The following is a 21,004-nucleotide window of genomic DNA, read 5'->3' as shown; positions in this document are numbered from 1 at the left end:
TTTAGTTTTTCTCCATGGCATTTAAGCCTGTTGATGTCTGTTGGCTTTCCATCGTAAACGATAATCCGGATAAAATGATGGCATCCTGAAAACTTTCACTCATGTCTGACCATATCACCTTGATCCCCACTTGTTGGGCTTGTATATGAAACTGATAAAGTAATTGCAAAGCCGCTGTATCAATCTTTTGTAAACGGCTGACATCAATAAACACATCGTCACAGGCAAGCACTATTTTTAAACAACGCAAATACCAGTCTTCAAGCTGGGCAATGCTTAATTGCTGTCCACAATCTAATGTCGTCATGTTTTTCGTCATAATTTTGGCTTTCAACTAACGATTTTTTGCCGTTAAACGACCCGCACGGACAAATATATCCGCTTGCTAACGATATACAATCGCTGCGGCAAAGATATTGTCCACTTTTGAGGGGTTAATGCAGAGACTATGCCAGTGTTTATTTATGTTTGCGTGCCCAAAGCATGGCGGTGTGCTCATCGGCCAGTCGCTGTTCCTGTTTCTGCTGGCGTTGATCGGCTTCTGCTTGATAGCGCTGTTTGAGAGATTCAATAGAACGTTGTTTGTTGCGAGCTTTGAGCCATAACTGCTGTTGCTGTTGAGTTTGTTTAAAACAGTGTTCAACATGACTTTGTTGCAAACGTATTGCGTGATCTAATTGAGCAAGAAACGATCTTAAATCAATGGCTTTACGGGCGCTCATCTGCAACGCATCTCCTTGTCGAAATTGTTGCAAATAATCTTCTCGATAACGTAATAAATCATTGAGCTGATTGCGTTCGCGCTCTAACACGTTGTTGGCCTGAACAAGGATCTGCATGGCTTTATCCGTTTCGCGACCGGCCATTTCAATTACTGGAATCAGTTTAGTTGCCCGTGTCATATCACTTTTTAATCCACGTAAGATGCTTTAAATCAGTATTAGAAATTACGCTGCTCCGCCGCCATCAGCTGACCGGTTAATTGTGAGGGCTGACTCATCTGGCCAAATGACAGTTTTTGTAGAGCTTGAACACTGCTGTTCCAATCATGCGCCACATCCATGCCTTGTTTCAACATCGCTGATAATGCCGGAAAACGATTTATCGCCTCATCAATATGCCGATCGCTGCCAGCCTGATATGCACCAATGGTAATCAGATCCTGGTTCTGTCGATAAGTGGCATACATTTGTTTGAATTGTTGTGCAAGTTGCAAGTGTTTAGCATCCACTACTTGTGGCATAACTCGGCTAATCGAGGCTTCAACATCAATCGCCGGATAGTGACCAGCTTCCGCTAACTGTCGGGATAGCACTATATGCCCATCAAGTATCGCACGAGCCGCATCGGCTATCGGATCCTGTTGATCATCACCTTCGGTAAGCACCGTATAAATTGCCGTTATTGCCCCGCCACCAACTTCACCATTGCCTGCACGTTCCACTAATTGCGGTAATAAGGAAAACACGGAGGGAGGATAGCCTTTGGTCGCCGGAGGTTCGCCAACGGCTAATGCAATTTCACGTTGCGCTTGAGCAAACCGTGTAAGTGAGTCCATTAACAATAAAACCTGTTTACCTTGATCGCGAAAATATTCAGCAATGCTGGTAGCCAACATGGCGCCATGCAGTCGCATCAAAGGCGAATGATCGGCTGGAGAGGCCACCACCACGGCCCGTTTCAAACCCTCTTCGCCAAGGATCTCTTCTATAAATTCTTTAACTTCTCGTCCGCGTTCACCAATTAATCCCACCACGATCACATCTGCTTCAGTAAAGCGGGTCATCATGCCCAGTAACACACTTTTGCCCACACCACTGCCGGCAAACAAGCCCATCCGCTGGCCGCGTCCGACAGTCATCAACGCATTAATCGCACGGACTCCAACATCAAGATGCTGTCTTACCGGCGCTCGCGACAGAGGGTTAACGATTTTTCCATGTAACGGGACTTTATCTTTTACTTTAAGCGGACCACGACCATCCAGTGGTTTTCCGGCACCATCTACAATTCGTCCCAGCAAAGCCTCACCCACCGGGACTTGAGAGTCACTGCGAATAGGTCTTACGCGAGCATTTGGCACTAACCCACGCATATTACCGGTAGGCATCAGATAAAGTGTTTCATCATGAAAGCCTACAACTTCGGCTTCTACCGGTTCGCGACCAGGGGAATAAATTTCACAGCGACTACCAATCGATGCCTGAAAACCCACCGCTTCCAAGGTCAGACCAACCATCCGTGTTAAACGACCTTCCACTGTGATCGGGGTTTCATGATCTGCCGACAAGCGTTCAAGATGCTGCTGCATACGTTGTTGCAAAGTCATAGAGCGGTCATCGGTATCAGCTGGATTCATGCTGATTATCTTGACTCAATAAACGCGAAATCAAATTATTGAGCCGTGTTTCAACCGTGGCATCAATAGTGGTATCTGCGGTAACTAGTTTAGCTCCGCCGCGACTAAGTAATGGATCTTCGTACCATTGCCAGCCGGTATCTTCGTCAAGCTTCAGACCGTTTTTGACCAGTTGCATATCTTCTGGATTCAGATAGACCTTGAGTTGGCGATCACTGACCGGTAATACCGCCAATGCTTCCCTAACGGCGGTTAACACCAGCTCGGGTCGTTGGCGAATTTCTTGATAAATCATTTGCCGTGCCAGCACACTGAGCATGGAGAGCAAATCCTGCTCGACCAGCGTATCCACTGCTTTAAGGGGGGAGTGCAAATGGTCTATTAATGCTTTCCACTGCTGGGCTTGCTGCAGAATGTCGGCTTCACCAGCTTTCAAGCCAGCTTCGTGACCTTGTTGAAAGCCTTCATCATAACCAAGTTTAAAGCCTTCTTCCTGAGCGGCTTGTTGCACAGCCTCTAAGGCTTCAACCGTTAACGGATTCGTATTCTCAGCGTCAACATCCGAGACCGATACAACACGAGGCATTTCCCATCGTTCATAGGCATTTGCTAATTCTTCAGCTGATAATACGTTGGAATGCTGAGTGGTAAATAGATCATCAGATGAAGTCATCACCGCCACCAGCGCTTCCTAAAGCAATATCACCTTTATCGGATAGCATCCGTGCGGTAGCCAAAATGGATTTTTGTGCGGCTTCAACATCGCTGACACGCACTGGTCCCATGGCCTCGAGATCATCTCGCAGCATTTCTGCTGCACGTTGAGACATATTTTTAAGAAATTTCTCTTTAAGATTTTCGTCGGCACCTTTAAGCGCCAGCTGCAACTGATCGGTTTGAATTTCACGCATTAATGTCTGCATACCGCGATCATCAACATCAATTAAATTATCAAAGACAAACATCAGATCTTCGATATTCTGACCCAAATCAGGCTCTGCTTCTTTAATTTTTTCCATGATAGCGGCTTCACGACTGCCCTCAACAAAGTTGAGAATATCCGCTGCCGTTTTAGGGCCACCAACGGTAGCCGTTTGACCACCTGCGTTACCGCTAAATTGCTTTTCGAGAATCTCGTTGAGTTCATTGAGAGCCGCAGGTTGTACACCATCTAAAGTTGCAACTCGAAGCAGAATAGCCGCCTGATCCCGTTCAGGAAACATACTCAGAACCTGTGCAGCCTGGTCAGGATCTAGAAAAGAACAGACTATCGCGATGATTTGTGGGTGTTCTAAACGAATGACCTCATAGATAGCGCGGGCATCCATCCATTTTAATTGTTCAAGACCATTGGTATTGCCACCAGAAAGAATCCTATCAAGTAAACCTCCGGCACGCTCTTCACCCAAAGCCCCTATCAGCATTTTTCGAACATAATCATGGGAGCCTATGCCCAAACCGGTCTCTTGCTCAACGGTGGTGACAAAATTATCCAAAACGGTCTCAACTTCAAACCGCGTCACATTAGTGAGCGTTGCCATGGCCTGACCGATTTTCTGAACTTCTTTGGGGCCCATATGTTTGAGCACTTGAGCGGCCTCTTCCTCACCGATAGAGCGGAGAAAGACAGCGGCTTTTTCAGTGCCTGTTAATTTACGGGGTTGTTCGGCCATTATGCATCACTCGCTGCCCAGTTTTTAACCACTTGCGCGACTAGCGCAGGGTCCTGTTGTACTAAGCTACGGATATTAGTCAAATGTTGTTCAACGCGCTCAGAACCAGTCGTCAGTTTAGCAATATCCTCACCGTTTTTACTACTTGCCGCCAAAACTTGTTCTGCAGTCATTCCATCGCCATCACCAGATTGATTCGCTATCTGTTTGTCAGGCGATTTATTCAAATCTCTGAAGGCCGGTCGGATTAAACCAAATATCAGGAATAACACCACCAGCGCACCTAAGACTTGCTTGCCGATTTCCCAAACCCAAGGCTGTTCCCATAAAGGAATAGCAGGCAGTGGTTCAGCTTCAATCGGTGTCACGAAAGGCGCACTGACCACATTTAAACTATCGCCACGAGCCATATTGAAACCGATGGCATCCATAACCAAGGTATTGATACGTGCCATTTGTGCATCGCTTAATGGTGTCGTGACAACATTACCCTCAGCATCTGCCGTGGTCGGTTCATCAACAAGTACCGCAACACTCAACTTACGAATACTGCCCGGGGCCAGTCGACTATGACTGATAGTGCGATCTAATTCGAAGTTACGCGTACTACGGCGCGTACTAGATCCTGGAGTGACCGTTTCAGCTACTACCTCTCCATCAGCACCGACATTTTCTTGCACAGCTTGTTCTGGAGCGACACCACCACCAGGAGGTTGATTGGTTAGTGCACCAGGGACTCCCATTGGTCCCAGACCACCAACACGTTCTTCTTCGGCTAATTGTTCACTGCGTAAAGCGGCCAGATCCGGGTTATAACTTTCCTGTGTTTGTTCGGTGACAGTAAAGTCAACATCGGCAACTACTTGTGCCCGCACCCCGTTCATACCAACGATTGGCGTTAAGATATCTTCAATACGACTGATGTATAGCTGTTCAAGCTTTTGAGTAAACTCAAGCTGCGTATCACTTAGCGCCATACTGCTGCTGCGTTCAGGCTGGCTGAGCAAGTTACCACGTTGATCGACAACAGTGACATCCGAGCTTTTCATATTAGGTATGCTTGCAGCCACCATATGGGTGATTGCCGCAATATGACCACGCTCCAATGTTCTACCCGCATATAGATTGACGACAACTGAAGCGGTAGGCGGTTTACGTTCACGAACAAATACAGATTGTTTGGGAATCGCCAAGTGGACACGGGCACTACGGACATTTTGCAATTCAGATACTGAGCGAGCCAGTTCCTGTTCCATGGCGCGTTGATAACGTGCCTGTTCGATAAACTGGCTGGTGCCAAATCCTTGTTCTTGGCTGAGGATTTCCATGCCCTGAGCACTACTGCGTGGTAACCCCTCGGCTGCCAGACGCAGACGTAGACCTTGTACATCCGAGGCTGGTACTAACAGTGCGCCTGTAGTCGGGTCCAACTTATAATTAATATTCATCTGCTGTAATACAGTGGCAACTTCTGAGGATTCCTGCGCCTCCATCCCTGAAAACAGCACCTGATAGGAAGGTGTTTGTGACCACATAAAGACATAGCCACCCACGGCAATACTGGCAGCAATAGCCACTAAGAACATGATCTGTTTAGTGATAGGCTGACGGGAAATATTATTCTGCATCACTGCTAATGGTGTGTTGGCAGCAAAAGTATTCATTTTTGTAGCAGGTACATTTTCCATATTTCAGCTCTTCAGTTAAACCAACGCCACTAAATCGACATTCTCATGACTTCTTGATAAGCCTCGATTAGCTTATTCCGAACTTGAATCGTCGCATCAAACGCCACACTGGATTTTTGGGAGGCAATCATTACATCGGCTAAACTCACATTCGGATCGCCTAATTCAAAAGCCGTTCTTAATTGACCTGTCGTTTGTTGTGTTTCATTTACTTTATCAACGGCATTTTTCATCAAGTCCCCAAAATCAACCCGTCCGCTAGCCAGATTTTGCTGTGCTGGCATCGGCATCGCTTGATTAGCCTGCGTTTGCATTGCCCGCATTTGGGTTAACAACTGATTCGGATCAATGGCTTTTATCATCGGTTTGTTCTCACTCTGTATTTTTTATGTCGGACTGAAATAGCTTATGCAGACTTCTTGCCAAACTTTCCGGGAATAGCAACGCCTTGCTCCCTAAAACGTGAGATTTTGTAGCGTAACGTACGTTCACTGATGCCTAATTCTTTTGCTGTTTCACGCCGACTGCCTCGATGTTTCGCCAATATGTCGAGAATATGACGCTGTTCATGACTGCGTAAGTCATCGTTGCTGTCTTTCAGCGCCTCAGGTTCAATGGTTTCAATTACCGGTGTCGGTTTTACGCCATCATCGATTTGTTGCGTGCCACCCATCGCTTCATAAGCAAGATCAGTGGCTTTGATAAGCGATCCACTCTGCAAAATCAGCGCACGTTGAATCACATTGTCTAATTCACGGACATTGCCTCGCCAGCTATGCTGAGCTAATTTAATTTGTGCTTCATTATCAAAATGCGGCGCGACTCTGCCACTATGCTGACAATGACGTTCCAGTAGTTGTTGAGCTAAAGGAACAATATCTTCGGCACGATCTCTTAACGGCAACAACTGCAAAGGAAAAACATTTAAACGATAGAATAAATCTTCACGGAATCGACCAGCTTTGACTTCCTCTCGCAATGTGCGGTTAGTAGTGGCCAATACACGGACATCCAGCGATAACGTTTTCCGTCCGCCCAGACGCTCAACTTCACGCTCTTGCAATACTCTAAGCAATTTAGCCTGCAATGAAATATCCATTTCGGTAATTTCATCCAGCAGAATGGTACCTTGATTGGCCTGTTCAAATTTACCAGCATAGGCTTGAGCCGCCCCGGTAAATGCTCCTTTCTCATAACCAAATAAGGTTGCTTCGAGCATTGACTCCGGAATGGCAGCACAGTTAATTGCTACAAACGGACCGTCTTTGCGAGTGGAATGACGATGGATGAAACGCGCTAATACCTCTTTACCAGTACCACTTTCTCCATTGATTAAAACAGTTGCATCAGTTTCTGCGACACGCTTTGCCAATGACTGTAAATCGACAGAAGACTTCGCGACAGCCACCATATCATCACTGGCGGGCAAGGTACGCACATAACGTTGCACACGCTGTAGCAAATCATCCGCTTCAAATGGTTTCATCAAATAATCGCAGGCGCCTTCATGCATCGCTTCTACAGCACTTTGCACGGAACCATAAGCAGTCATCATGACCACCGGTAAAGACGGCAACATGGCACGAGCTTTTTTCAATAAGGTATGCCCATCCATCGGCTGCATTTGCAAATCGCTGAGCAATAAACTGATTGGTTCATTTGCCAATTTATCCAGGGCTTTCTGTCCGTGGTCGGTTGCGGTGACCCGGTAGCCAGCAAGTTCAAGTGTGTCACATAAGGCAATGCGCAAATTAGCATCATCTTCCACTACCATAATCATTGACTGTGTCATGACATCACTCCTGATTGCATTGATTCCTGAGACATATTCATCGGACGATAAACGGGTAGACGCAGACAAAATGTGCTGCCAACACCTTGCTCACTATCCAGCCATAGCAGGCCTTTATGTGCCCGGGCAACGGATTGCACAACCGCCAAACCAAGACCGGTTCCAGCTGAGCGTGTGGTATAGAATGGCTGCAAGATTTTCTCGTAATCCGCTTCAGCAATACCATCGCCATTATCTTCAATACTGATTTCAATAAATTGCTGTTGATCTTCTTCAGCATAGTCAGCATGTATCGTGATTTTTCCGGCTTCCCCACAAGCTTGGCGGGCATTATTCAGCAAATTATTTAATGCACTGACTAATGCCGGCTGACAGCCATAGACATAGCCGTCATTAACCTGATTAATTACTTGCACATTTAGCGATTCGCTTTCTGGCTGGGCAATAAATTGTTGTACCAACTCATCGATTAACCCGCTCACACTGACCGGAGCAGTACTGTTCATATCACCCCGGGAAAATGCCAACATATTTCTAACCAGCTGTTCCATATGACTCAGACTGTCGTGTAAACGACGGGCAAATTTTAACTGTGTAGCCTGTTCGGTTTCTGGCTTGAGTAGGGGAGCTAAATATAATGTGGCTGAAGATAACGGCGTGCGAATTTGATGAGCCAGTCGTGCTGCCATTTCGCCCATTGCCGATAACCGTTGCAAATGAGCAACTTTACGTTGCAGTTGACGAGTTTCGGTGACTTCCTGGAGCAGGATAATCTGGCCAGGTTCTTTATCTAAAGGACTGGTAGAGATATGAACCAATCGTCCATCAGCAAGTGATACATCATGTCCATCATCTTCGCGTGGCTTAAAAGCACGTTTGATGACATCAATCCAGCGTTGACCAGTTAATGGTTCACCTAACAGATTAATTGCAACCTGATTGCAGTCCTGAACCAACCCCGACCCATCAATGACCACTACCCCGCCCGGAATAACCGCCAGCAAACTACTAAGACGATCAGCAATACGACTTTCCGAAGCAGAAGTTTTTGGCTGACTAACAGGAGGTGTCCACACTGGACGGCTATCAGCCAGCGCCGCAACAGGTCTGCGAATCGGTTTTAACGTTAAGGGACTTTCACTCGAAGAAGAGGATTCAGGCCAATTCAGGTTCATCTAGTTTTGCTCCACTAAAGGGTTTTTCAATAGTGGATTTGCAAAATGTATGCCCTGTTTTTTATTTATTTAAAATCAATTGGTTAGTTTGTGTATTTTTATTTTCGAGTCAAATTTCAGGCGCTTTTGTTAACTGATTTCAATATCGCGTTGAATACCGTATTTTCGCATTTTCTCAACCAAAGTGGTGCGACGCATTTTTAATCGACTGGCAGCATGAGCCACTACGCCAGATGCTTCATCCAATGCTTGTTTAATAAGTAAATATTCAAGATTGGCCAGATGTTCTCGCAAATCCAGTCCATTTTCTGGAATGCTGTTCAGTTTCGTCAAACTCTCATCTATATGGTTGAAACCATTTACAGGAGAAGGAACATCGGCAAAGCTGGTTTTAGAGTTTACCTTTTGCACGGGAACTGCTTCAGGCCGAGCAGAAATAGCTGCAGTGATAACCTCTGCCAATGGCTCACCTTCAATTTGGTATTTTTCTGGCAAATCATCAAAATCCACTGTGCCATATGGGAATAAGATCACCAGACGTTCGACCACGTTCGCCAGTTCGCGTACATTGCCGGGCCAGCTATATCGGCATAACGAGGCGATAGCTGCCGGAGTAAATCGCACGGCCCCGCGATTTTCGTGCTCGATACGCTGTATCAGCTCATGAATCAGTAATGGAATATCTTCAGGGCGTTCACGTAAGGCTGGCATATCAATAGGAAAAACATTCAGGCGATAGAACAAATCTTCTCGAAAGCGGCCATCTTCTATATGTGTTTCAAGATTTCTATGCGTTGCCGCAATAACTCTAACATTGGCTTTTTGTGTTTTATTACTTCCCACCCGCTCAAACGTTCTTTCCTGCAAGACCCTGAGCAATTTAACCTGCATTGGCAACGGCATATCACCAATTTCATCCAAAAACAGTGTGCCACCTTCAGCCATTTCAAAACGACCTTTACGTGCTGTTATCGCACCGGTGAAAGCACCTTTTTCATGTCCGAATAATTCACTTTCAAGTAGTTCGCCGGGGATAGCGCCACAGTTAACTGGCACGAAAGGTTTTTCACGTCGAGAAGAAAAATAATGCAGATTACGGGCAACAACCTCTTTGCCGGTTCCTGACTCTCCCAAAATCAATACATTCGCTTCAGAATCTGACACCTGCTGAATCATTTTCTGAACCCGTTTCATTTTTAAGCTGTTGCCCACCAGCGAACGAAACAGCGGTTCCGTTTCCATTGTGTTTTCAGCCTGATTTTTATAAACCGAAGCTTGCTGTAACGCATTGTTTAACTGAGGGTATTTGACTGGATAGCTTAAAGCACCGATCGTTCCGGGAAAATCGCTAATGGGGTTTTGAGGGTAATTGAGCGTAAAAACTGGAACTCTGGCCTCATGATTGACCAGTTCTCGAAGTAATTGTTTGGTCTGACTGGCGCCACCGCAATCTCCGACTAAAGCCATCGCGATATCATTTAAATCATCAATGCTTTCAAACCAACTTTCCATGTTTTCCACCACCACGACGTGGCAATTCACAAACGAGATAAGCGTGGAAAGTGTTTCTCGGCGTTGTGGGTCACTATCTATCACCAAGATATTACACACGTTCATAACTGCTCCTGAAGGCAAGGCTGCTCCGAGCCCACCGGTATTACTGTAAGGATTTGTTAAATCAAGTTAAGCACTTTGAAGTTGGTTGTCAAAAAAATGACACCCTGTTTGGGAACTTTTAAAGAATCAAGCGCGCTAACTAATTGGATTGATAAGCAGTTACGGCTTTTTGGGTAAACTTGGCATCACGCATTTGTAGTTGTAGGGAATCTTTCCCTTGTTGGCAATGCGCAATAAGTTGATTATTAATATCGATAAGTGTCTGCAGCTCAGTTGTAAATCCTTCAATCTCTGAAGAATCATCGGCCACGGGAAAGACGGTTTGCAACAAGAACTGTCTCTTTTTTTCAATAGCTTGAAGGTCTTCCCATTTTTGCTGTTTAGCCAGGTCCAGCATACTTTGGGTGAGCTCTGATGCTTGTTGCAGGGTTTGTAGTTTTTCTTGTGGAGTTATCATTGTTGCTCAGTGATACTCAGCTGGAATGTTGTCCCAACCGGCTTTCACTTCCATCAGTAAGCTACTGACTTCATCCAGAATGGCAACATCATTAGTCACATTGGCTTCTAGTAAACGACGCCCCATATATTCATACAAAGAATCCAGATTCGCTGCAACCTCACCACCCTTTTGAGCATCAAGACTGGTCCGCAGTCCCTGAATAATGTTCATGCCCCAGGTGATCTGACGACTTTTTTCTGCAATATCGTTACGAGCAATGCAGCCTTTAGCAGTTGCAATTTTTGATAATGCACCTTCCATCAACATCTGGATAATACGATGTGGTGAGGCAAAATTCACCTCTGACGCGACCGCGCCACGGCCGTAACCTTCCAGCGCTTTTTTATTGATCATGTTTTGCATCATCCTAAGTTTAGCTCTGTTTTATTTGTTACTGTTATTCAATGAAGCCAATTGCTGAGTTAAAAAGCTCGATGTATTGTTAAGACTGCTAACCAGCGTATCCAATGCACTGAATTGTGCACGAATTCTGGCCTCTACGGAAATCATCCGATCTTCCATCCGTAAAATCTGCTCATCTATCCCCTTAACCTGAGTCTTCAAACCATCTTCTCGGGAATCAATCAATCCGTCAGTAGCCAACCACCCATTGGCAAGTGTAGAAAGCTTCGCGGCAAAACCACCATTTTCTGAGGCAAATAAATTTACAAAGGAATCAAAATCATTGTTCATGATTTCTGTAACTCTGGAAGAGTCAACCTCCATGACACCTTGTTTATTAATTGATACGCCAGCCTCAATCAGATAACTAAAAGAAGATCCATCAATAGACGAACCGGCGTTCAACACATCAAATATTTGCCGCTCAAGCGTTAATAAAGTGCTGTCTGCTTCAAGTTGGCCACTGCGCTGGGTATTAATCTCAGAGCGTAAAGCATTAAATGCTGTTGCAAATGCTTGGACCGATTCAAGAATTTTTTCATCGTTGCGAGAAACACTTAAGGTAGTTGTTCCAACAGATGAAGCATTAATTGTTACTCCATCAAGTGCTCCGGAAAATGTATTTGAGTTACTGCTAACATCAAAGCCATCCACCCTAATCAGAGCATTTTGTGCAGAGGTTATTGCCGGGCGAAACTCCACCCCACCTTCTGGGTTATACGCTAAAGCAGATAAGCCATTCTCGTCAGTATTGCTGCCGTCACTATCAGTCACACTAATGCGAACTGCGTTATCAGTGCCTGTTTCTTTTGAAGACAGCACCAATCGAGCACCTTCATCACCGGTAACTATCGTGGCAGAAACGCCTGTATTATCTGTAGCGTTGTTGATCGCATCACGGATGCCAGCAAGTGTGTTATTACTACTATCGATTGTTAATGCGAAACTATTAGATCCGACACTAATATTTAATGTGCCCTCACCAACCACCGAACTGGCATTAGTAAAGGCTTTAGTGGCAATTTTATCCCGCTCAGCCAGGCTAACCACTTCAATGTTGTAATTACCGGCAACGGCACTACTGGATACAGAAGTAGTTAAAACCGAGTCATTACCACTTGTTGCTTTGAAAACCTGGAATTTTTGCGGTGAATTGAGATTGTTCATCGCTGTCTGGAAATCAGCAACTTTGCTTTTGAGCGAGCCATAAGCGCTTATCTGGGCGTTAACAAATGATTTTTTCGTCGTTAAGCTAGTAATTGGCTGACGCTCAAGTGCCATCAACTGTTTAACAATGTCATTTACATCTAAACCAGAACCAATGCCCGGTGCTTGTATTGTAGCCATGATAACGCTCCCGATTAGTGAGTAATTTTAAGCAAATTACACGCCAATCAAACTCTCATTTCCAGTAACATTCCGCGATACTCTTCTAAAGAGCTGCGAACTACTAATAATTCTTCCGCGGGAATCTGTCTGATAAGTTTATCGGTTTCAGAATCAATTACTTTAATAACAGTCTCACCGCTTTGGTCATCAACTGAAAATTGTAATGAACGATTCATATTTTGCATGTAGCTATTAAGCTCAACAACGCGATCTTGAATAGCCGCTAATTGCTCATCGGTTGCTTCCAATTGCTTGGCAAGCGCGTTGGGTTGAGCAATGTCATTGATTCGTTGTGCAGTGGCAACCCCTGAAACAACTTCAGCAGGAACATTACTGCCCTGCTGAATACTGCTAGAAGTTGATAATGACACCGAATCAGTTTTAATTGTGAAATCGTTTGTGGTCATTCCTTCATCCTCCAAGAATATCGGGTAAGCGCTTCCCGGCTATCTGCCGGGAAGGCCTCCCGGTAACTTATCCGAGTAATGAAAGTGCTGTCTGAGGCAAGGTATTAGCCTGCGCCAGGATTGAAACACCAGCCTGTTGCAAAATTTGCGAACGAGTCAGGTTAGCTGTTTCAGCAGCAAAGTCAGCATCTTGGATACGGCTTCGTGCAGCAGTCAAGTTTTCTGCATAGTTTTGCAGATTTGAGATAACCGCTTCAAAACGATTTTGTAGAGCACCATATGTCGCACGTGATTGGTTAACCGTATCTAACGCTGTACTCAAAGCAGACAACGCACCAGAAGCAGCACCTGCAGTACTTACGTCAATTGTGCCTGTAGCCGCCAAATCAGCAGAGTAGCCAGCAATAGCAGTCATGCTTACAGTTGACACAGATAATTGATTTGTTGCCGCACCACTCGCACCGACCTGAAATGTCAATGAAGTTGCCGCACTCAACAGACCATTACCAGCAAACTCAGTTGTCTGAATGATACGTGAAATTTCTTGAGTTAACTGGTTAACCTCAGCCTGAATACCAGTACGGTTACCAGTCGTGGCGTTAGCTGATTGTACCGCTAGTTCACGGATACGTTGTAAGTTGTTACCAATTTCGCCTAATGCACCCTCAGCGGTTTGTCCGAGAGAGATACCATCCGATGCATTACGAACGGCTTGATTTGTACCACGGATATCACGAGTCAGCTGTTCAGCGATGAATAGACCTGCCGCATCATCTTTTGCGCTATTAATACGCAGACCAGATGATAAACGTTGCAGTGATTGATTCAGACTGCTTTGTGATGATTCAAGATTACGCTGTGCATTTAAAGATGCCAGATTCGAGTTAACAATAACCGCCATGAGAATTCTCCTAGGCTTTTAAGGGCATTTTGCCCCACTAAACATGGCGGACAGACTGTGGAAAACCCAGTATTTACCGCCTCCGAAATGTTTAGCGACCTGCGATTATTTTTCTTTAATCTTTTTTTCAAATAAATCAGAAAGCGGCAATTATTCGTCTTTCCAAATAATTTGAAATTGGCATTACTAGCCCTGCAATAGCGTTAAAGCACTCTGTGGCAAACTGTTTGCCTGAGCCAATATTGATGTTCCGGCCTGTTGCAAGATCTGCGCACGAGTTAATCTTGCCGTTTCAGCGGCAAAGTCTGCATCTTCAATCCGGCTGCGTGCCGCTGTCAAATTCTCTGCATAATTTTGCAAATTCGATATAACGGCTTCAAATCGATTCTGCAAAGCACCGTATGTTGCTCTCGTTTGGTTAATCGTATCGATGTCCGTCGACAATCCTGATAGCGCAGCAGAAGCGTTTGAAGGATCACTGACATTAATGGTGCCTGTTGCCGTTAAATCCAGAGCATAGCCGCCAATACCTGTAATATTGACGGTATCCAATACTACCTGATTATTTGACGAACCGCTTGCCCCCACTTGGAAAACTAGCGAAGTCGAACCACTTAGCAACTTAGTACCACTGAACTCTGTAGTTTGAACAATACGCGAGATTTCCTGGGTCAGCTGATCAACTTCTTTTTGTAAACCACTGCGATCGCCAACAGTTGCGTTTGCTGCCTGTATAGCAATTTCACGAATTCGCTGCAGGTTATTGGCTACCTGGCCTAACGCACCCTCAGCCGTTTGCCCAAGTGAGATCCCATCAGCTGCATTTCGAACAGCCTGATTGGTTCCTCGAATATCCCGAGTAAGTTGTTGGGCCACAAACAAACCGGCAGCATCATCATTTAGCGCTATTGACGCGCAAGCCGGATGATAACCGTTGTAAAGACGTATTCAGATCATTCTGTGAGTTACTCAGATTACGCTGAGCATTCAAAGATGCCAGATTACTATTGACGATTAGTGCCATAACACTCTCCCTAATTGAGCGATTCTATTCAGAACCTGCCGGCGTTCCGAACAGGTATGAATTCAACTAAGCAGTGTTCGTGCCAATAATCTTTATTTTTTCAATGTGGTAAGCGTAAACCTCGAAAAATAAAGGGCCAAACAGGCCCCATAGAAATGTTATTAATTTCTTGTCAAAGCCTCAAGCCATTCATCCAAGTGATCTTCAAGCATGTAATGCTGGAGAACCCAAGCCTTTAACGCTGAACCGGCATCGGTTAATGCCGCTTTATCGGCCAATATTTGCCGGATTGCCGCCACCCATTCATCTACTTGATTTTGCACATAAATAACGGGCGGATTATTGGTTCGATACGGATAAATATCGGTACAGATGACTGGCCAACCTAAAACTCCATACTCCAGCAAGCGAAGATTACTTTTCGATTCATTAAATGGATGTATTTCCAGTGGCGCCACCGCCAGATCCAGATTCAAGCTAGCAAGCTTTGCAGGGTAATCGGCAATTGGTACAAAATGATGATACTCATGGACATAAGGCTTAATATTTTCTGGACACATACCCATAAATATCCAGTCCACTTCATCTGCAGTGGCCTTTACCACCTCAAACATAATCGCAAGATCACCTTGATGCTGCTGCGCGCCAGCCCAACCCACACGTGGCTTGATGCTTTGGTTAGATAGTGATCTAAGTGATAGCCATGGTTCTTTTGGTAACCGATTGGGAATGACCTTTATATCATCAATCATTCCAACGCAAAGGTCTGCTAGCGGTTGTGTGGAGACAATTAAACGATCAGAAGATTGTAATGCTCGACGCATTCTAGATTTGGCGTCAGCAAAATGACGCTTTATTTCTTTGTAGGCCGAACTCTGCTCCGGCACATTGGTAAGTAGATCATCAATACTATAAATCCGGAAGACATCGGGTAAAAACTCTTTAAGCTGATCTAATTGCTTTAATTGGAGATCATTTAACGCTGCATGAAACAGCACTGTCTCTGGTGCAATGCGAGCATATTCCGAGATCATAATTGGTTTGGTAAAATTATGGTTAAATCGATAATATTCACATTGTGCCAATGCTGCATGACTAAGAGCACTAAACGGTTGAATCACTCGGTAATCTCCACTTCCACCAGCTAATGGCAAACCAAGCACCCTATTTCTGTCATGAAAATTGGTATCCCAGTTGGTCGGCATTAGGGCTTCAACTTGGATTTCTCTGGATGTCAGAGTCAAATTACGGTTATAGGCAGGATCATTTGCTATCTGAGGAAGCCACTTTTTCAGCATAAATGCCTTTTCACCCATAAATCTTCGGGAATTTTCGTCGGCTCTTGAAGAAAACTCACTGATTTGGCTGATGCTTCCGTGATGCACTAGGACGGTATATGGAGTCCAGGTCACCAAATATCCTTTTTCCCGAACCTCTAAACATAAATCAATATCATTATAGGAAATGGCCAGATTTTTCTCGTCCATCCCGCCGACATCATCATAAATAGATTTTCGAATCATCAAACATGCTGCTGTTACTGCAGAAAAGTTTTGGTCTAAATGTGCACGATCCATATAACCTGATTCGTGAATATCCCGTACACCCAAGAAAAGATGATCCGCAACACTATCCATGCCCAAGACAACACCTGCATGCTGCACTAATCCCGACTCGGGATAGACTAAGCGTGCTCCGACAATGCCAACCTCCGGCCGTTGTGCGTGCCTGACCATTCTATCTAACCATTCGGCATGCAAAACTTCCGTATCATTATTTAAGAATAGTAAATAATCGCCCTTTGCCTCTTTTGCAGCTAAGTTGCTAATGGCCGCATAGTTAAATGGGTAGGGATATTCCAACCGTCTAACCCGCTCACCGTGGAGAGCTTGCAGTGCGTTAATGTATTCCAAAATATCTGGATCTTCACTTTGATTATCGACAATAATCAGCTCAAAGTTTAGATAGTTCGTTTTCAGAAAAAGAGAATCAACGCATGGACGCAGATACTCAATCTTATCTTTTGTTGGAATAATGATAGTTACTAGAGGAGATAGAGGCCATTTGTACTCCACTCTAACGCTGTTTTGCGCCAGCCCCGGTTCGAGGTAAGCATTTATACCCAAACGCTGTAAATGTTGCTCTACAGCCATCTGCATTGTGGGTTGATTCATTTGTCTTTGAATTGTTTCAGGAAGGTGAATCAATACATCACTAATATGACCTATTGCAGATGAACCCAACAATTCAAAAGCTTTAAATATCAGGCCATAATTTTCATGCGCAGGAAGCATGTCAAATCCGCCTAAACTTCTGAAAAGGTTAGTTTCACACAGCGCTAAACCTGCATAATCTGTGCTTCTTAACATATCGAGATTAAAGTCTGGCTTAAACCGTGGAGAGTGTCTTGTTCCATTAGCGGAAATTAAATCATCATCGCTGTAAAATAATTTTTGCTGTGGATATTGATCAATATAGTCTCCCATACTCAAAAATGTATGAGCTTCAAACTGCACACCAGCAGGAACAAACATAGCCCAACCATCAGGCTGCATCATTATCAAATGATTCAGAAAAATGTATGGGTCTTGCTCGGCAGGTAAGCTCATCCACTCCAATACATCCAACTCATCAAACATGACATCTGGTGCCGGTCCATCAGCAATAACCGTTAATTTCCAATTGTGATAGAACTGTCTTGCTAGCGAATCAATGGTATTTGCTAAAAGACTTTCCTCACCTTCAAACATAAACATATACAAATGGAATATTGGCTGAACTGACCAACTCATCATTCTTTCTGCATGAAGCTGAGCATCAATTTCTAATAAGGCGTGATTTTTTATCCAACGTTGATAATCAATATTTAGCTGCCACTCATAAATTTCTGATCGCAGTTGAAGTGCAAGTGGTTTTTGCTCAATAATTCGTTTGTGATCAAGCAGGGCTTTCATCAAATCATGGAGCTCAACTGCATCATCAGGACTGATTGGATGTTTATAACGCTGAACTATTGCATCGAAGGCAGCTTTACAAACAGTGATTAAAAACAGTTCTCTATCTTCAGCAGAAGAGAGAATATTTCTCTTCTTGTCTAACATTGACCGTGCAATAGAAAGTAATGGTAGTCCCGTTTGATTCTGTACTGAAAAAAGTTGACTGTATATCAGGTCACGGATTTTTTCCGCTTGAGGATTGATATGCTGTGGCTTAATATTTTTAAAACAAAACTGACAAATTTGCTCAACTTCAGTAGGGTTGAGCAGTACCTCACCTTCCATGGATATAATGTCAAACAATAACTCTTTCAACGCGTCTTCAGTGAACTCATAGCCTAACGACTTTATCCAGTTGATCAAATCGTCTTCCTGATAAAGAGTCAACTGAGCATATGTGGCGACTTTGAGAACAACAACGAGCACCACTCGTTTTATGTTGTCTCTTTTTTCTTCAATGGGTACACCAAAACTCTCAGCATAACGTTGACCTTCTGTATGGGTCAGCCAATCCGCTGTGGTCAATAAACTTCCTGGAGAAAGTTTGAACATGGAGGTTGCAAGTGCCATAAACACTTTAATATGATTCGGGTTCGGTGTTTTTTTGATATACCAGTGACGTTCAGCAGGCTCTTCCAAAAAAGCGACATTGTTTTGCACGTGCAATGCCGTCATTTGAGCGTCATGACGGCGCCATACTCCCCCCATTGTTCCGGTATAACAGCCAATACCGTATTTATCTTCTAGTATCTTCAAGACAAATTGCTCACCTACTTGCTTTAATGGTGACGCCACTAAAGCCTCATATCCATATTGCAAGCATTCAGTTCTAAATGCCGCCATATGCAAGGGAACAAAGTTGAATATGGTCAGAAAAGGACCAATAAAAAGAGGGCCGGAACGATCCGGGGAAAACGGAAAACGATTGTGATCGTATCGCGTTTTCGTTTGCTCTATGTATTGCTGCCAGTTGAAAAAAACAAAAGGACTCTCAGGATGATGCTTAAATTGATCAAGCGCATCCTCAACAAAGGTATGTTCAATAAAATCATCGGCCTGTAGAAATGAAAAATATTGGCTATCAGCTTGCCGAATCGCATAAATGCTATTTGCTGTGCCACCAATATTTTTCTCGTGGACAAACAATGACACTCGAGGATCTTCAAGATAAGGTTCGATTACCTCAAACGTATTGTCGGTTGAACCATTATCGTAGATCATTAACTTCCAATGAGGAGAAGTTTGATTGATAACCGACTCAAGCGCCTCACCGATAAAATGACCGTAGTTATAACTGGTGATGCCGATGGTTAAGATTCCGTCCTGCTTTATTGTTGTCATTGTTTTTCCTGAGCTGGTCTGATATTGGGCTAAAAAAATTTACTTTCTCAACAAATAGCCATCGGGTGATCCGGTCAATACCAGCTTATTTTCCAATTCTTTGTCCATTTCAAAAAGCAGTCTGGAGCCGTCAGCTGCATTCACAGATTCGTTTTCGAGTTTTGCCAAATATGCCCAAACAGCAGTTTTAGGATTGTTTCCCTTACCCCAAGGACGTTTAGAGGTCATATCGTCAGGGGCATCTTCAATTACTGTATCGCCAACCATGCAATAGCTGCCTTGACTCACCAAGGGTGCGTAAGCTTCAAGCTCTGCTAAGACGTGCTCATGTGTGTGATTACTATCCAGACAAACCATGATTCTTTTGTAACCTTTAGCAAATTCTTTTACTTGTGAAATAATGCTGTCATCAATACTGGAGCCTTCCAGCATGGTAATTTTTTTACTTAATGGATGATTGGCCAAAGCGGCTTTATTGTGTGGCCTGATTTCAACATCTATTCCCAGCACATGCCCTTTATCAATTTCATCACACGCTTCCAAAATCGCGAGCATTGATGCACTGTGAATTAAGGTTCCGCCCCAAGCGATACCAGCCTCAATAATCAAATCGGGCTTGGCTTTCCATATCATTTCCTGCAAAGCATACAAATCCTGTGGTATCTGGATTATCGGCACACCTAGCCAGGTAAAGTTATAAACGTAATCTGCCTTTCCAATACCAATCTGATTAAAGAATTCTTGAGAAGCAGACTGTAATGGCTGGTTTTGAGGATATTGACTGACACGATCAGTGATATCTTGTTTGAATTGTTCTAAGGGTGTCTTTTCCATACTTTTTTAACCTTTAATTACGATCGCTATCGGTCTATACGTGACAGTACAAAACAAAATCCCCAAAGAGAGGAGCATGCTGACGTAAACGGAATTTATACTCGGGAACTAGCTGCCTGACATACTCGGCAATCTCATAAAGATCGCTCGGATAGTGATAGACGCACAATGCCATTTTGGGTTTATATTTCTTGATCGTTTCTTCAGCGCCCTTAAGGAGAGGCATTTCCATGCCTTCAACATCCGCTTTTAAAAATGTAATGGGTTTGCCTGCAAGATAAGTATCTAAGGTCCATACTTCTGAGCTAATACGCTCATCAATTTCTGTAGCCTCAGCTGTAGCTTCGGCTAACCCATGGCGAAGCGGATCATCATTTACAAAAGTACAATTCATACGTCCTTGTTCAGAGGAGAGACCGGCTTTTACTAATGAAACCTTGCTTTCATCAATGGCCCATTCCTGGGTTAACCTTTCCATTCTTTTTGTCATTGCTAAAAACTGTTTATAGCCTGGTTCAAACGCATAAAGATGACGGAAGGTACCTAAATTTTCCCAAATAAACCTTTCAACACTATCGCCAACAAAAGCACCCGCATCGACAAATATTTCATCGAAGTTGCCAGAAAACTCCGGCAAACCAAAATACATGTCTTTTTCCATCACGTTCAGGCAACTATCAACCGAGCCAGTCAACATGGCAATAAGTAATGCATTAAATGTTTCTAGCGACTTTTCATCCTGGAAAAAATTATCTCTAACACTCACTAATCTTGCGTAATTTTTTACCACAAAATAACCGTCAAAAGACATGATAGGAAAATCATAACCGCTCATTTCATCAGTGACCTGTTTCACTACATGTCTTGCTGCGATAAGCATAGCGGAGACTTTTTTCTATTTCCACTT

The 21,004-nt window shown here is 44.0% G+C and carries 20 protein-coding genes; all 20 read right to left on the bottom strand.

The genetic code is table 11. The annotated features are described in order from the left end of the window. Window position 1 precedes the first annotated feature (1 nt). The 20 genes from A9E74_RS10730 to A9E74_RS10640 all read right to left on the bottom strand — a co-directional run bounded on the left by A9E74_RS10730 (window position 2) and on the right by A9E74_RS10640 (window position 20,953). Window positions 2-307: an STAS domain-containing protein gene (locus tag A9E74_RS10730; RefSeq protein WP_176718926.1), complete on the bottom strand. Its 306-nt coding sequence runs from the start codon at window positions 305-307 to the stop codon at window positions 2-4. 151 nt (window positions 308-458) lie between these two features. After that, window positions 459-902, bottom strand: coding sequence for a flagellar export protein FliJ (gene fliJ, locus A9E74_RS10725; RefSeq protein WP_069296618.1), 444 nt, complete (start codon window positions 900-902; stop codon window positions 459-461). 38 nt (window positions 903-940) lie between these two features. After that, on the bottom strand, window positions 941-2,359 hold the full coding sequence (gene fliI, locus A9E74_RS10720; RefSeq protein WP_069296617.1) for a flagellar protein export ATPase FliI: 1,419 nt from the start codon (window positions 2,357-2,359) through the stop codon (window positions 941-943). Next, the gene (locus A9E74_RS10715) at window positions 2,346-3,032 is read right to left on the bottom strand and encodes a flagellar assembly protein FliH (protein ID WP_069296616.1); all 687 of its coding nucleotides are present in this window, start codon (window positions 3,030-3,032) and stop codon (window positions 2,346-2,348) included. The genes fliI and A9E74_RS10715 overlap by 14 nt, the downstream gene beginning before the upstream one ends. After that, entirely contained in the window at window positions 3,019-4,032 is a 1,014-nt protein-coding gene (gene fliG, locus A9E74_RS10710) for a flagellar motor switch protein FliG (protein ID WP_069296615.1), read from the bottom strand. Before fliG ends, A9E74_RS10715 begins: the two co-directional genes overlap by 14 nt. Next, on the bottom strand, window positions 4,032-5,720 hold the full coding sequence (fliF, locus tag A9E74_RS10705; RefSeq protein ID WP_069296614.1) for a flagellar basal-body MS-ring/collar protein FliF: 1,689 nt from the start codon (window positions 5,718-5,720) through the stop codon (window positions 4,032-4,034). The genes fliG and fliF overlap by 1 nt, the downstream gene beginning before the upstream one ends. Window positions 5,721-5,749: 29 nt before the next feature. Continuing rightward, complete coding sequence (gene fliE, locus A9E74_RS10700; protein ID WP_069296613.1) at window positions 5,750-6,082, bottom strand: flagellar hook-basal body complex protein FliE; 333 nt, start codon at window positions 6,080-6,082, stop codon at window positions 5,750-5,752. Window positions 6,083-6,126: 44 nt separating this feature from the next. After that, on the bottom strand, window positions 6,127-7,512 hold the full coding sequence (locus A9E74_RS10695; RefSeq protein WP_069296612.1) for a sigma-54-dependent transcriptional regulator: 1,386 nt from the start codon (window positions 7,510-7,512) through the stop codon (window positions 6,127-6,129). After that, window positions 7,509-8,687: a sensor histidine kinase gene (locus A9E74_RS10690; protein WP_069296611.1), complete on the bottom strand. Its 1,179-nt coding sequence runs from the start codon at window positions 8,685-8,687 to the stop codon at window positions 7,509-7,511. Before A9E74_RS10690 ends, A9E74_RS10695 begins: the two co-directional genes overlap by 4 nt. 129 nt (window positions 8,688-8,816) lie before the next feature. Beyond that, window positions 8,817-10,304: a sigma-54 dependent transcriptional regulator gene (locus A9E74_RS10685; protein WP_069296610.1), complete on the bottom strand. Its 1,488-nt coding sequence runs from the start codon at window positions 10,302-10,304 to the stop codon at window positions 8,817-8,819. Window positions 10,305-10,443: 139 nt separating this feature from the next. After that, window positions 10,444-10,761, bottom strand: a complete 318-nt coding sequence (locus tag A9E74_RS10680; protein ID WP_069296609.1) for a flagellar protein FliT — start codon at window positions 10,759-10,761, stop codon at window positions 10,444-10,446. A 6-nt stretch (window positions 10,762-10,767) separates the two neighbouring features. After that, the gene (gene fliS / locus A9E74_RS10675; RefSeq protein ID WP_084003048.1) at window positions 10,768-11,157 is read right to left on the bottom strand and encodes a flagellar export chaperone FliS; all 390 of its coding nucleotides are present in this window, start codon (window positions 11,155-11,157) and stop codon (window positions 10,768-10,770) included. A gap of 30 nt (window positions 11,158-11,187) precedes the next feature. After that, window positions 11,188-12,552 (bottom strand): flagellar filament capping protein FliD, encoded by a 1,365-nt coding sequence (fliD, locus tag A9E74_RS10670; RefSeq protein ID WP_069296607.1) that lies wholly within the window; start codon window positions 12,550-12,552, stop codon window positions 11,188-11,190. A gap of 47 nt (window positions 12,553-12,599) precedes the next feature. Then, window positions 12,600-13,001, bottom strand: a complete 402-nt coding sequence (locus tag A9E74_RS10665; protein ID WP_069296606.1) for a flagellar protein FlaG — start codon at window positions 12,999-13,001, stop codon at window positions 12,600-12,602. Between the two features lie 67 nt (window positions 13,002-13,068). Next, window positions 13,069-13,902, bottom strand: a complete 834-nt coding sequence (locus tag A9E74_RS10660; protein ID WP_014707545.1) for a flagellin N-terminal helical domain-containing protein — start codon at window positions 13,900-13,902, stop codon at window positions 13,069-13,071. A gap of 186 nt (window positions 13,903-14,088) precedes the next feature. After that, the gene (locus tag A9E74_RS10655) at window positions 14,089-14,778 is read right to left on the bottom strand and encodes a flagellin (protein ID WP_342670181.1); all 690 of its coding nucleotides are present in this window, start codon (window positions 14,776-14,778) and stop codon (window positions 14,089-14,091) included. Window positions 14,779-14,797: 19 nt separating this feature from the next. Continuing rightward, window positions 14,798-14,926, bottom strand: coding sequence for a flagellin N-terminal helical domain-containing protein (locus A9E74_RS15010; protein ID WP_342670180.1), 129 nt, complete (start codon window positions 14,924-14,926; stop codon window positions 14,798-14,800). A gap of 161 nt (window positions 14,927-15,087) precedes the next feature. Then, window positions 15,088-19,263, bottom strand: coding sequence for a glycosyltransferase (locus A9E74_RS10650; RefSeq protein WP_069296605.1), 4,176 nt, complete (start codon window positions 19,261-19,263; stop codon window positions 15,088-15,090). A 39-nt stretch (window positions 19,264-19,302) separates the two neighbouring features. Continuing rightward, window positions 19,303-20,097 carry a cephalosporin hydroxylase family protein gene (locus A9E74_RS10645; protein ID WP_069296604.1) on the bottom strand — a complete coding sequence of 265 codons (795 nt, stop codon included), beginning with the start codon at window positions 20,095-20,097 and terminating at the stop codon, window positions 19,303-19,305. Between the two features lie 34 nt (window positions 20,098-20,131). Beyond that, a complete protein-coding gene (locus A9E74_RS10640) occupies window positions 20,132-20,953 on the bottom strand; it encodes an FkbM family methyltransferase (RefSeq protein ID WP_176718925.1) in 822 nt (273 codons plus the stop codon). Window positions 20,954-21,004: the final 51 nt, after the last annotated feature.

The sequence above is a fragment of the Methylophaga muralis genome, from assembly GCF_001720165.1.
Lineage (GTDB): Bacteria > Pseudomonadota > Gammaproteobacteria > Nitrosococcales > Methylophagaceae > Methylophaga > Methylophaga muralis.
This window is presented reverse-complemented; position numbering and strand designations above follow the sequence as displayed.

Bases quoted from the DNA above. Each gene is read 5' to 3' on its own strand.
- A9E74_RS10730 (WP_176718926.1), bottom strand. From the start codon at position 307: ATGACGACATTAGATTGTGGACAGCAATTAAGCATTGCCCAGCTTGAA.
- fliJ (WP_069296618.1), bottom strand. From the start codon at position 902: ATGACACGGGCAACTAAACTGATTCCAGTAATTGAAATGGCCGGTCGC.
- fliI (WP_069296617.1), bottom strand. From the start codon at position 2,359: ATGAATCCAGCTGATACCGATGACCGCTCTATGACTTTGCAACAACGT.
- A9E74_RS10715 (WP_069296616.1), bottom strand. From the start codon at position 3,032: ATGACTTCATCTGATGATCTATTTACCACTCAGCATTCCAACGTATTA.
- fliG (WP_069296615.1), bottom strand. From the start codon at position 4,032: ATGGCCGAACAACCCCGTAAATTAACAGGCACTGAAAAAGCCGCTGTC.
- fliF (WP_069296614.1), bottom strand. From the start codon at position 5,720: ATGGAAAATGTACCTGCTACAAAAATGAATACTTTTGCTGCCAACACA.
- fliE (WP_069296613.1), bottom strand. From the start codon at position 6,082: ATGATAAAAGCCATTGATCCGAATCAGTTGTTAACCCAAATGCGGGCA.
- A9E74_RS10695 (WP_069296612.1), bottom strand. From the start codon at position 7,512: ATGACACAGTCAATGATTATGGTAGTGGAAGATGATGCTAATTTGCGC.
- A9E74_RS10690 (WP_069296611.1), bottom strand. From the start codon at position 8,687: ATGAACCTGAATTGGCCTGAATCCTCTTCTTCGAGTGAAAGTCCCTTA.
- A9E74_RS10685 (WP_069296610.1), bottom strand. From the start codon at position 10,304: ATGAACGTGTGTAATATCTTGGTGATAGATAGTGACCCACAACGCCGA.
- A9E74_RS10680 (WP_069296609.1), bottom strand. From the start codon at position 10,761: ATGATAACTCCACAAGAAAAACTACAAACCCTGCAACAAGCATCAGAG.
- fliS (WP_084003048.1), bottom strand. From the start codon at position 11,157: ATGATCAATAAAAAAGCGCTGGAAGGTTACGGCCGTGGCGCGGTCGCG.
- fliD (WP_069296607.1), bottom strand. From the start codon at position 12,552: ATGGCTACAATACAAGCACCGGGCATTGGTTCTGGTTTAGATGTAAAT.
- A9E74_RS10665 (WP_069296606.1), bottom strand. From the start codon at position 13,001: ATGACCACAAACGATTTCACAATTAAAACTGATTCGGTGTCATTATCA.
- A9E74_RS10660 (WP_014707545.1), bottom strand. From the start codon at position 13,902: ATGGCGGTTATTGTTAACTCGAATCTGGCATCTTTAAATGCACAGCGT.
- A9E74_RS15010 (WP_342670180.1), bottom strand. From the start codon at position 14,926: ATGGCACTAATCGTCAATAGTAATCTGGCATCTTTGAATGCTCAGCGT.
- A9E74_RS10650 (WP_069296605.1), bottom strand. From the start codon at position 19,263: ATGACAACAATAAAGCAGGACGGAATCTTAACCATCGGCATCACCAGT.
- A9E74_RS10645 (WP_069296604.1), bottom strand. From the start codon at position 20,097: ATGGAAAAGACACCCTTAGAACAATTCAAACAAGATATCACTGATCGT.